This is a genomic window from Bacillus sp. FJAT-42376, assembly GCF_003816055.1.
GTDB lineage: Bacteria > Bacillota > Bacilli > Bacillales > Bacillaceae > Metabacillus_B.
The window spans coordinates 3,029,786-3,041,937 of record NZ_CP033906.1 but is presented as its reverse complement, the minus strand read 5'-3'; the positions used below and the strand labels follow the sequence as shown (position 1 = coordinate 3,041,937).

Sequence of the window (12,152 nt, the reverse complement as noted above, 5' to 3'; positions counted from 1 at the left end):
CCGCTGACTGCCAGCGGATTTTTTTATTGTTTGATAAGAAGTTTTGCTGCTTCCTCATTGCTTAAACCGGTAGGAAGTTTATATCCGCCCTGACGGACCTTTGTGTGCAAATCGGTCTTAATTAGATATTCAGCAAAATCATTTGCCGATTTAACTACTTTCCCTTTTTCCAGTTTCTCGGCTATTTCAGATGTGGTGGTTCCTTCATAAATAAACAAACGGTATGTTTCTTTCTTAGGTGCTGGTTCAGCAGCAGGGGCTTTTTCGGCTGGCTGTTCCTTTTCTGGAGAAACAGCGGCTTCTTTAGCCTTTACAAGGTCTTCATACTTTTCTCTTGATACAGAGACTTCTCCTTCATTAGCCAGGTAAGAGGCGACTTCTTTTTCGGTTACCTGCTTTGGGCCGGCCTCTTCTTTCGGAATCAGATAGTAGGAGATGGAAAGGATAGCCGTTGCGGTAATGATCCCAGCGGAGAAAGCTTGAATGCTTTTTCTGCTCATGTTAAGACCCTCTCATTCCGCTTAATAATCGATTGTACTTGTTTTTCTGAGATATTCTCAGATTTTGCAATGGCGTCAATTGTCATACCATGCTTATACTTTGCCACAACCTTTTTCTCAATATGATAGTCCAGCTGTTCTTCCTGGGACATAGACTGTATGTCATCCTGCAGAATTTCCTCTTCCAGAACTTTGACTTTTTTCTTTAGCTTATATATTTCCTGCATAGCTGAAAGCTGAAGCTGGTCCAAATCTTTTTCAATTTCCTGAACCTTATCCTTTTTTATGAAAGAATAAATCAGCATAGCGATGGCCGCTATGAGCAGAACCACAATGACAATTTCCATTTCTCTTCACCTTCTATTAAAGTTTTCACTTATTCTTTATATCACAGTTTGTCGAATTTTTTAATGGTTTTTCATGTAAATCCTAGCAAAACACTTAATTTCACTTGATTTCCGTCTTGGAGTTGTCCAATGGGAAAATTTGAATTATAGTAGAGAAAAATAATGAAATGAGGAAACACACGATTGGATGTAGAGCAGTCTTCGAACCATTCAGACACCGACTGGATCAAGGTGAAGCAGTTATCTTCGCTTCTTTTGATTGAATGGAGTATATCGGCATTTACAGAAAAAGTATCTGCCTCACTCATGCAAGAAGAGTACGACAGCCTATACAAGACGATAAGGCTATCCATTTATTCTAAACGCTTTGAAGAGCCTGTTATATATGATTATCCAATCCGCAACTCAGCCGGAAAGATGCAGATTCCTGTTAAATTTCCCTTTCAGGCTTTTCAATTGAAACTGCTGTTTTATAATTCCTCAAATCTAAAGCTGATCATAGCGAAGACACCTGATGTACCGATTGATCCTTCACAAATGGCGATCAATCCTTCTTACCCCGGCTGCCTGATCTTTTCCGCCTATACTGAATATGGAGAATGAGAGTAAACAAGATGAAGCCAAACACTGATTTCCCTTCCGTCCTTCTTTTTTCATCCGAATACCCGCCTCATATATGGGGCGGACTTGGTACGCATGTTCGTCATTTAGCGGAAGAATTATCCCGAAAGAACATAAAAGGGCTTCTTTTTACCATGCCCTCTGATTTGCCGGAAGCGGAATTTGAAGGGAATCATTCCTTCACCATCGTTCGCCCTGGAAAGAGCACGGAAACGCATGAAAACGTGTATGAGTGGATCATGAACATGAACTACATGTGGATTCAGTCATTGAATATCCTTCAACCCCCTTTTGACCTTATTCATGCTCATGACTGGATGACTGCCGGAGCAGCTATTTTCGCCAAAAATATGTACAATAAACCGCTCATTGCAACCATTCATTCCCTGGAGTGCGGCAGGAAAAAAGAATTAAGAACAGCTTCTGAAAAACGTATTCACGAAACAGAAATGAAGTTAATCAGGTCTGCCGATCACTTGATTGCCTGCAGCCGTTTTATGAAAAATGAACTTATCCTTGCAGGGGCAGAAGAGAGCAAAATATCCGTTATACCAAACGGTGCCGCACCATTTGAAGCACAGGAATCCAATCCGCCCTTGCTGCATCCGTATGTGTTTACAATGGGTCGTTTTGTACCTGAGAAAGGCTTTGAGGAGTTAATACATGCATTTGCAGAAGTAAAGGCCGCTTACTCTTCATTAAAGCTGGTTATAGCCGGGGAAGGGCCCGGCAAAAAAACGTATGACTTGCTTACGGAAAACTTAGGAATTCAAGAAGACGTCATTTTTCCCGGATTTATTAAGGGGGAGCTTCTGAATAACTATATACAATATGCTTCTCTTGCTTGTATACCAAGCCATTATGAACCTTTTGGACTTGCCGCGCTGGAACTCATGTCAGCTGGGAAACCGCTGATTGGATCCGGCGCAGGAGGGCTTTCAGAGCTGATTAGTCACAATCGGACAGGAATTGTCTGCGAGAGCAGCCGGATTGATTGCCTATACAAATCCATGATGGACTTATTGGATGATCCTCAGAAAGCCCGTATGCTGGGGGAAAACGCGAAAAAAGAGTCTGGTAAATACAGCTGGTCCAAAATGGCACACCATACCTTAAGCGTTTATAAAATTGCGCTGCAGCAAATGTGAAAGGGGTATTTAGATGAAAGCAGTTATCATGGCAGGCGGGATGGGAACACGTCTACAGCCCCTTACGTCCAGTTTGCCTAAGCCCATGGTCCCTCTGCTCAACAGGCCTGTTCTGGAATATGTAATTAAGCACTTGAAGGATAATGGAATTAAAGAGATCATTATGGCTCTTTGCTGGAAAAGTGATGTCATAGAACGATATTTTGAGAACGGATCGCGTTTTGGAGTCCGCATTTCATATATAATGGAAAAAAGTCCGCTCGGCACTGCGGGCTGTCTGAAAAGGGCTGCCCCATTTCTGAACGACACGTTTTTAGTGGTGAGCGGGGATACGATATGTAACTTTAATGTAAAGGATGGTCTCATTTCACATACCCGCTCAAGCTGTAAGGGGACTGTTTTTGCCGTGAGGAAAAGTCAGACAGGAGAATATGGGAGCATCATTGCAGATAAAACGGGCAGGGTTCTCCGCTTTATGGAAAAGCCATATAAAACAGAAGTTTACAGTGAATTTATTAATGCGGGGATGTATATCTTTGAACCCAGTGTTCTTGAGCGCATTCCAGAGGGCGTCCCACAGGATATCAGTAAGGATATTCTGCCAATGATGCTCGCTGAAGGAATCCATATGCATGAAGCCGATGGTTATTGGTCGGATATAGGGACTCATTCAGAATACAGGACAGCACAGTTCGATTTGCTGAATGGTGTAGAAGGTCTTACTCCGCAGTGGATGGCTGATGGGAAACGTAAAAATGATAGCGTTTACATAGAGAAGGGCGGAGTTTCTGAGTATGGTGCTGTATGTATAGGTCCTGTCCTGATCGGGGAGGGGGCTGTTGTTGAGAAGGGCTGTCAGATTGGCCCCTATGTGATTTTAGGAGAGGGTACTCGTGTGAGAGAGGGTTCTTCTATACAGCATACAATTTGCTGGAGCCGTCAGAAGATTCATCCCGGTACAAAGATAACGGGGTCAGTACTGGCAAACAGCTGCGAGATTAAAGGTTCCAGTGAATTGAAAAACGGTTCAGTTCTAGGGGAGCGTGTCGTTCTCGAAGGGGGGAATGTGGTGAAAGAGCATGTGATGATCTGGCCGAAGCACATTATTGCAAAGGGGGCACAGATCGATGATACGTTTACCGGGAGATATTTTAACAGCAGTGTATTCACAATTAAAGGAAGGGTGGATTTATCCCTTGCGGAAGGCGGCCCGGTAAAAGCCGCTAAGCTTGCCCAGGCCCTTACAGCCGCATATGGGAAAAACCGCGGGGTTATTGCCGGCAATGACGGGACCGCTTTATCCGGTTTATTCATGAACCTTTTCACTGAATCTTTAAGGTCGTTTGGGTGCCACATCTACTTTGAAGAGGATCCCATTCCCCCTTCAGCTCTGAGGAATGGCTGTCATACACTGCGGCGTTTGGGGGTATATGCTGTTTCCGTCAATGAGAGCTGCACACTGCTTTTTTTTGACAGCACAGGCCAAATTCTTTCAGCTGAAATGGAAAAATCAATAGAACTGCATTATTCCAAAGCAACGCCCGTAAAAAATAACGTGGCAGGAACGAAAACGAGGATAGCCGGACTGGCAAAAGAACTTGAGTCCGTCTTCATGATGACTGGTTCACCGGTGTATCCTCCTGAGTATGGACTTGAAATGGATCCATTATCATTCCGTTTTTACCGTGATTTACTGGAGGGCTCCTGCTTATTAACGGTCTTATCTCCTGCAGCCAAGCAGCATTTCAGAGGACTGAAATTAATATTCTTTCTCGATGAACAAAAGCAAACTCTTAGTCTGAAGGGGGAGCATGGGAATCTCCCGCTTAATTCTGCTATCCTTCATGAACTGTTTCAGCAAGATCTTAAATGGCCGGAAGCTGAAACCCCTATCCATCTGCTTGCTGCTCTTATAGAGGGAATGAGGGACAATCAATGCGTTAAAACCAAGCTTGATTTATATTCAAAAGCTGCATGCCAACATGTCTCGTGTAAGACGGGTCAGGAAAACCAGGTGCTGAGCCGCTTGATATCGGAGGAGGATTTAGAGCGGGTCCGTTTGTCAGATGGCGTCAATATTCTTCATGGAGAAGACAGCTGGACACGGATAACGGCTGTCCAGAATGATGCAGGATTAACAGTCATTACGATGAATTCAAGGCCAGAAGAAGCATTAAAGACAAACGAAGTATATACCAATAAAATAAAACACTTTCAAAAATGAAAAATAGAGTGGAATTTTCCATGCATCAATGGTATGATGTTAAAGTCTGATTAGATTTAATGATTGAATAGTTTGGAGGGATAATCATGCGTGTGAATATTACACTTGCTTGCACTGACTGTGGTGAGCGTAACTATATCTCTAAAAAGAATAAACGTAATAACCCGGATCGTATGGAGCTTAAAAAATATTGCTCCAGAGAGAAAAAAATGACAGTGCACCGCGAAACGAAGTAAGCAGCAGGGAATTCATTCCCGCTGTTTTTTTTTATGCATTTTTACTGAGAATTAAAAGGCTTGCCTATATAATGGAAATAGTACAGATAAAAGCGGTGATTAAAATGAATAAAACCATGATCAGGGAGAACATGAAAATTCTCCTCAATCAAATGAGCCGGAAGCAATATACGGAGTATTCGGCAGCCATTGAAGAAAAGTTTTTTCAGTCCTCACTATGGAAAAATTCGCACACAATCGGGTTAACGATCTCTCAAAACAGGGAAGCAGATACAAGGAACATCATCGAGAAAGGCTGGGAGAAAGGGAAGCGGATGGCGGTACCCAAATGTTTTCCTGACCGAAAAGAGATGGAATTCAGAATCATTACTTCTTTTGAGCAGCTCGAAACCGTTTATTACGGACTGAAGGAGCCGATTCCAAATCAGACGGAACGAGTGGAAAAAAATGAAATAGACGTAATGGCTGTCCCTGGCATTGGTTTTGATCCCAGAGGATACAGAATAGGGTATGGGGGAGGATACTATGATCGGTATTTAAAAGATTACCCGGGCAAAACCGTGTCTTTAGCTTTTTCCTTTCAAGTACTTCCTTTTATTCCTTCTGAAATCTTTGATGTGCCTGTTCAAAGAATTCTAACTGAAAAAGAGGTGCTTCATTGCCGTGAGTAATCCCATACATATTTTAGGACTGCTAATCATCGCATGTATATCAATTGCAGGGTGGAGAATACGATCTTTGACTGGGAGCGGTGCGGCTGCTGCTTTTATAACAGGAGTTCTGATTTACTTAGGATATGGCTTTCAAGGTCTTTTTTTGCTGGGTGCATTTTTTGCAAGCTCCAGCTTATTAAGTAAATACAAGAGGAACAGGAAAATGGTGCTTGACGAGATGCTTGAAAAGGGAGACCGGCGTGATTCAATTCAAGTAATGGCGAATGGCGGAATTTCTTCTATTGCCAGCTTTCTGTTTTGGCTGACCGGCGCAGATTTATGGACAGCGGTCTTTTGTACCTCCATTGCAGCAGCGAATTCAGATACTTGGGCTTCAGAAATAGGAACATTAAGCAGGAAAGCGCCAAGGATGCTGCTTTCTTTTAAGAAAACAGTTCGCGGTACATCCGGCGCAGTCTCTCCTCTTGGTACAATCGCTGCGGCAGCAGGAGCTCTTTTTATTGCCATTCTTTCTGTCTTTATTTTTCAGCTTAGCTGGAGATGGGGATTAATGATCGCTGTACTTGGCTTTTTCGGAAACCTTGCCGATACACTCCTTGGAGGTTCTGTGCAGGTGAAATACAAATGTCCGGTATGCGGAAAAGTAACGGAGAAGAGAATTCATTGCAGCAAAGAAGGAAGAGTCGTTCAGGGAAATTCCTTTTTTAATAATGATGTTGTAAATATTCTTTCTATCAGTATTGCGGCTCTTTTGTCGGTCTGTGTATTTATAATTTTTTAGGCTTAAAGCCCTTTGACACATGGAGTGGAAGGCGCGAGACTTCTGCTTAGAGCAGCGGGCAGGGAAGCCCCGCAGGCGCAAAGCGCCGGACAGGCTCACCCGCCTGCCCAAGGAAAGAAAAGCGCCTGCAGGCTGCAATCAGGAGACAAGTTTGACAGAGCTATTTTTTTAAAGGCTCTCGCGCAAACAGCTTCTTTCAGCATCATAAAGCTTTACTCCGTTTTCTTTGAAAACAGATAATAAGCAATTTCAAAAATCGGCGGATAAAAAAGGGAGCCAACGCAAAAAGTATGAGCAGGAGGGATAGATATGAACCGCATGATAAGCTATCTGCTTGCACTGATTGGCGGGTATTTGCTTTACCGCTCAAGATACAGGATCTTAAATTTGATTCTTGGAAATCCTGCATTGAGAGCGTTTTTTATCCGCCTTTCCTTAAGGGTCCCGTTTGTGAGGGATAAATTTTTGCATAAGGCGTTTTTCTGACCGCGGCACCAGTCAGCAGCTGGTGCTTTTTTGCTGCGCAAAAACCTATAGAACAGACGTTATTCCTTCCTATTTAACAATCACTCCTGATATAATGTCCATAACAAAAATGGTTGCTGGAGAGGTTGCTATGGCTTTAGAGCAAGATGTTTTCTATTGGAATATAATCGATCAGCTGCTGGACATGAAATACAGAATCATTACGATGGCTGAGGATCATGAGGAAATCTGGCTTGAAAATCCCCGGGGAGCTGAATTTCAGATTGTCCGTTTGTTAAGAACGGATGCGGATTGGGGAACCAGGCTCGAACAGGATATGCAGAGAGCTGCAGGCATGTTTGAAGAAGTCAGGAAAAACGCCGGCAGAAAATCCATGAATGTTTTAAATGTATATATTTCGGCTTTTCCCCCGGTGGATGACTGGGAGCATATTGTCGAAAAACCTTATTCCCTCGGAAATACAGTTCTGAAAAATGAATTAATTTATGATGAAAAGCGCTCGAGTGGAATCATGGCGATTGAGGATATGCTAGCAGTCCGCTTAAACAATCAGCTGCCATCCATTAAAGACTATGAACAGCTGCAGGCCTTCAAGCAAAATACAATTGATAAAGAAAATAGTAGGATTGATCAGGAAAAACAGGTTTTCTCATATGGAACACCGAAACTGACAAAAATCTTGCTTGCTATTCAGATCATTCTATTTATCCTGATGGAGTTAGCAGGCGGAAGCCAGAACAATCAGACCCTTGTTCAATTCGGGGCAAAATTTAATCCGTACATCATAGAGGGAGACTGGTGGAGATTAATTACCCCTATGTTTCTGCACATCGGCTTTATCCATCTGCTGATGAATTCTGTTGCCCTTTATTTCATTGGAGAAGCTGTCGAGAAAATGTTTGGATCGGTGAGATTCCTTATTATTTACTTTTTCTCGGGAATTTTAGGTACGTTAGGGAGCTTCGCTTTCAATTCCTCGATTTCTGCAGGGGCTTCAGGAGCTATTTTCGGCTGCTTTGGAGCTCTCTTATATCTCGGAGTCGTTCAGCGTGAATTATTTCTTAGAACCATTGGACCGAATATTATCGTTGTGATCCTCATTAATCTTGCCATCGGCTTTACCGTTTCCAATATCGATAATGCCGGACATATTGGCGGGCTGATTGGCGGCATGGCAGCTGCCTTTGCTGTCCAGCTTCCTTCACAATCGAAATCCGGCAGGCAGATTCTTGCCGCCGCAGCGTGTCTGATTTTTGCGGTCTCACTGGCAGCATTCGGCTATTCAAGATGGGCATAAGCCGCTATATCTTTAAATTAGGCAACCCAGGAACGCTCATTGAATGAGTGATCTTGGGTTGTTATTTTTGGAATCCAGCAATCATGGGATAGTGCCTCATCATACTGAAAGTCTTAAATGGTCATGTTCATAAATAAGGGCTGTGAACGGTCTTTCTTCCTCAGAAGAAGCGACCAGGCTTCCATCCTGATAAACAAGTTTTTCTTGACTCCCTAATCAAACTCCGATACTTTATATATGGACGAACTTGTGTTAAAACGGGGTGAAGGTTTGAAAACGGTTTACGATGTCCGTCAGCTTTTAAAAAAATACGGAACCATTATTTATATTGGAGACCGGATAGCGGATCTTGAGCTCATGGAAGAGGAAGTCAGACAGCTGTACGAATCAAAGCTGATTGAAACGCAAGTTTTTCAGATGGCGCTTCTAATCCTTCGTCATGAAGCACAAATTGAACGTGATAAACAGACTTTTAAATGATTGTGCAAACGGTTTCCTTAATTATAGGTGAAAAAGGACTGAGATAATGATGAGTGAAAAATGGCTGGTTGGAGTAGATTTAGGCGGGACCACAATTAAAATGGCATTTATTTCTCTATATGGAGAATTGATTGAAAAGTGGGAAATTCCCACTGATAAAACTGGAAAAAACATTACCCTTGATATTGCAAAAGCAATTGATGCGAAGTTAAGCCAGATTGGAGAAACGAAATCCAAGCTTGCCGGAATCGGTATGGGAGCGCCTGGTCCGGTTGACCTCATTTCAGGCCTTGTTTACCAGACGGTTAACCTCGGATGGCTGAACTATCCATTAAAAGACCATCTTGAAGTCGAAACAGGCCTTCCGGCAGTTATCGATAATGATGCAAATATCGCTGCAATCGGTGAAATGTGGAAGGGAGCCGGCGATGGCGCCAAGGATGTCATATTAGTGACCCTCGGAACAGGAGTGGGCGGAGGCATCATTTCAAATGGTGATGTCATTCATGGTGTAAATGGAGCCGGCGGAGAAATCGGCCATATTACCTCTATTCCCGAAGGCGGAGCACCATGCAATTGCGGAAAAACCGGATGCCTTGAGACCATTGCTTCGGCCACCGGAATTGTCAGACTGGCAAAAGAAAAATTAAGCGGAACGGATCAGGAAAGCCTTTTAAGAACCACGCTAAAAGAAAAAGGGGACATTTCTTCAAAAGATGTATTTGAATTTGCCGCAAAAGGCGACGCCATCTCCCAAGAGGTTGTAGAGTTTGTATCTTTCCATCTCGGACTTTCGCTTTCAAGCCTTGCGAACGGCTTAAATCCTGAAAAAATTGTAATCGGAGGCGGAGTTTCAAAAGCCGGGGAATACCTTCGAGTCCACGTTGAAAAATACTTTAAACAATATGCCTTCCCAAGAGTCGGTGAAGGGGCTGGCATTGAGATTGCCACTCTCGGCAATGATGCAGGTGTGATTGGCGGAGCGTGGCTTGCTAAAACCATGCTGACAGATTATTAATGAGAGTATTTTGAGTGCGCATAATAAGAGGAGCCGGGCAAGCTGGCTTCTTTTTTCATGCGGAATTATGTTCCGCTGAATTATGTAATAAAATAATAAATTTTTTTAAAAAGCTGTAACATGGCCTGGTTTGTCTTCATTCCCAGCGGGGTAAAGATTACAGTCAAAATATAATTCTATCATTGTAATGTAATGTGCGTATTAAAAGCATTGATTTTTTGTAAACGAAGTATTAAGATATGATTTAGCTTGTTAATAAATCATTTACTGAAATTGGGAAAAGTATAGATGAGAGCAATGCGCAGTTCTGCCGAACAAGGAGGTAAAAGAATGCGTAAAAATTCAATATCAAAAATTTCATTTTTACTCATAGCGACATTATTTATGTGGCTGAAAACTTACATTGTCTATAAAACTAGCTTTGAAATTAAAATTGAAAACTGGAAACAGGAGTTTATTCTTTTTATTAATCCGGTGAGCTTTTTGCTGTTCATTTACGGAATCGGACTATTCATGAAGGAAAAAAACAGAAACAGGTACGTGTTTATTGTCAGCATCGTGCTGACCGTTGTCCTGCTTGCCAATATGGTGTTTTACCGTTTCTTCAATGATTTCCTGACCATTCCGGTTTTATTCCAGTCAAGCAACATGGGTGACCTCGGAAGCAGTATCTCATCATTATTCCAGCCGGTTGACTTATTGCTCTTTGTTGATTTGATTATTCTGTTCTGGCTGCTTCGCAAGCCGGCATTCCGGTCTGAGGAACGGGCAACACGCAAAGAGCGCTCAGCCTATTATTTAATGGTTGCAGCCATCTTTTTCTTTAATCTTGGACTTGCTGAAACGGAGCGTCCCCAGCTTCTGACAAGGTCATTTGACAGGGAGATGCTTGTTAAAAACATCAGTGTATACAACTTCCATGTTTATGATGGAATTATCCAGTCCAAAACTTCTGCACAGCGTGCAATGGCAGACAGCACCAATTTAACAGAGATTCAAAACTATATTAAAGCAAATAAAAAAGAACCGAATCAGGATTTGAAAGGAATTGCGAAAGGACGAAATGTGATCATTGTATCGCTGGAATCTACACAGTCCTTTGTGATGAATGAAACGTTAAACGGCAAGGAAATTACTCCTTACTTGAATGATTTGGCCAAACAAAGCTACAATTTCACCAATTTTTATCATCAGACAGGACAAGGGAAGACATCCGATGCTGAATTCCTGGTTGAAAATTCCCTCTATCCGCTTGGCCGGGGAGCCGTGTTCTTCACGAATCCCGATAATGAATACAATGCGGCACCAGAAATCATGAAGCAGAATGGTTACACAACCGCAGCATTCCATGCGAATAATAAATCATTCTGGAACCGCGATCTTATGTATCATTCGTTTGGATATGATAAGTTTTATGATGTAAACAGCTACAAGGTTACCCCTGAAACATCTGTAGGATGGGGATTAAAAGACACAGAGTTCTTTGAACAGACAGCTGATCATATGAAAGAAATGAAAAAGCCTTTCTATTCTAAATCAATCACATTGACGAATCATTTCCCGTTTGAATTAGACGAGAAAGATCAGACCATTGATAAGTTCGATTCAAACAGTAAAACGCTGAATAATTATTTTACGACTGTGAAATATGAAGATGATTCAGTAAAACGTTTCATTGAAAAACTTAAGGAAGACGGGGTATATGATAACTCCATCATCGTCTTCTATGGAGATCATTACGGCATTTCCGAAAATCATAACGAAGCGATGGCGAAGTTCCTTGGCAAAGAAGTAACGCCATTTGAATCCCAGCAGCTTCAGCGTGTTCCGTTTATCGTCCACATTCCGGGTGTAACGGATAAAAATCCAAAGGAAATTGATACAGTGGGAGGACAGATCGATATCCGTCCAACATTGATGAATTTACTTGGAATTGACACGAAGGATCAAGTAGAATTCGGAAATGACTTGTTTTCTAAAGATCGTCTGCCATTTACAGTTATGCGTGACGGAAGTTTTGTAACGGACAAGTATGTATATACAGATAATATCTGCTACGATAAGAGCACAGGCCAGCCTGCCCAGGATAAAGAGGTTTGTGAGCCTTATGTTGCGAAAGCGAAAAAAGAACTTGACTACTCTGATAAAATCATCTACAGCGATTTGCTCAGATTTTATAATAAAGAAGATGACAAAAAAGCATCTGCTGAATAATGGATACGAAGCTTTGGCCCAGGGGCCAAAGCTTTTTTTAGGTAGATATAACCATTTCACTGCTTTTTTCTTTAGTCGTTTGGCTCATTTTGAATGGTTCAGAAAGGAGTATCCCCTTCATAAAAT

13 protein-coding genes are annotated in these 12,152 nt (G+C 42.2%); 11 read left to right on the top strand and 2 right to left on the bottom strand.

The features are described from left to right. Positions 1-23 precede the first annotated feature (23 nt). Together CEF21_RS15335 and CEF21_RS15330 are read right to left on the bottom strand one after the other, a co-directional pair. Positions 24-500, bottom strand: a complete 477-nt coding sequence (locus CEF21_RS15335; RefSeq protein WP_123917837.1) for a hypothetical protein — start codon at positions 498-500, stop codon at positions 24-26. Continuing rightward, on the bottom strand, positions 497-847 hold the full coding sequence (locus CEF21_RS15330; protein ID WP_123917835.1) for a helix-turn-helix domain containing protein: 351 nt from the start codon (positions 845-847) through the stop codon (positions 497-499). Before CEF21_RS15330 ends, CEF21_RS15335 begins: the two co-directional genes overlap by 4 nt. 183 nt (positions 848-1,030) lie before the next feature. Here CEF21_RS15330 and CEF21_RS15325 point away from each other — a divergent pair, with 183 nt between their 5' ends. The 11 genes from CEF21_RS15325 (at position 1,031) to CEF21_RS15280 (ending at position 12,026) form a co-directional block, all read left to right on the top strand. Next, positions 1,031-1,450: a hypothetical protein gene (locus tag CEF21_RS15325; RefSeq protein WP_123917833.1), complete on the top strand. Its 420-nt coding sequence runs from the start codon at positions 1,031-1,033 to the stop codon at positions 1,448-1,450. 11 nt (positions 1,451-1,461) lie between these two features. Beyond that, positions 1,462-2,616 (top strand): glycosyltransferase family 4 protein, encoded by a 1,155-nt coding sequence (locus tag CEF21_RS15320; protein ID WP_164462209.1) that lies wholly within the window; start codon positions 1,462-1,464, stop codon positions 2,614-2,616. 13 nt (positions 2,617-2,629) lie between these two features. Beyond that, positions 2,630-4,840, top strand: coding sequence for a nucleotidyltransferase family protein (locus tag CEF21_RS15315; RefSeq protein ID WP_123917829.1), 2,211 nt, complete (start codon positions 2,630-2,632; stop codon positions 4,838-4,840). Between the two features lie 86 nt (positions 4,841-4,926). Then, positions 4,927-5,076 (top strand): 50S ribosomal protein L33, encoded by a 150-nt coding sequence (gene rpmG, locus CEF21_RS15310; RefSeq protein ID WP_035403921.1) that lies wholly within the window; start codon positions 4,927-4,929, stop codon positions 5,074-5,076. Positions 5,077-5,180: 104 nt separating this feature from the next. After that, positions 5,181-5,747, top strand: a complete 567-nt coding sequence (locus CEF21_RS15305) for a 5-formyltetrahydrofolate cyclo-ligase (protein WP_123917826.1) — start codon at positions 5,181-5,183, stop codon at positions 5,745-5,747. After that, a complete protein-coding gene (locus CEF21_RS15300) occupies positions 5,740-6,531 on the top strand; it encodes a DUF92 domain-containing protein (RefSeq protein ID WP_123917824.1) in 792 nt (263 codons plus the stop codon). Before CEF21_RS15305 ends, CEF21_RS15300 begins: the two co-directional genes overlap by 8 nt. A gap of 309 nt (positions 6,532-6,840) precedes the next feature. Continuing rightward, the gene (locus CEF21_RS21360; RefSeq protein ID WP_164462208.1) at positions 6,841-7,017 is read left to right on the top strand and encodes a hypothetical protein; all 177 of its coding nucleotides are present in this window, start codon (positions 6,841-6,843) and stop codon (positions 7,015-7,017) included. Between the two features lie 130 nt (positions 7,018-7,147). Further along, on the top strand, positions 7,148-8,314 hold the full coding sequence (locus CEF21_RS15295; RefSeq protein WP_164462207.1) for a rhomboid family intramembrane serine protease: 1,167 nt from the start codon (positions 7,148-7,150) through the stop codon (positions 8,312-8,314). Positions 8,315-8,584: 270 nt separating this feature from the next. Beyond that, the gene (locus CEF21_RS15290) at positions 8,585-8,794 is read left to right on the top strand and encodes a YqgQ family protein (RefSeq protein WP_123917820.1); all 210 of its coding nucleotides are present in this window, start codon (positions 8,585-8,587) and stop codon (positions 8,792-8,794) included. A gap of 49 nt (positions 8,795-8,843) precedes the next feature. Beyond that, positions 8,844-9,812 (top strand): ROK family glucokinase, encoded by a 969-nt coding sequence (locus CEF21_RS15285; protein ID WP_123920295.1) that lies wholly within the window; start codon positions 8,844-8,846, stop codon positions 9,810-9,812. Between the two features lie 330 nt (positions 9,813-10,142). Next, on the top strand, positions 10,143-12,026 hold the full coding sequence (locus CEF21_RS15280; RefSeq protein ID WP_123917818.1) for an LTA synthase family protein: 1,884 nt from the start codon (positions 10,143-10,145) through the stop codon (positions 12,024-12,026). Positions 12,027-12,152: the final 126 nt, after the last annotated feature.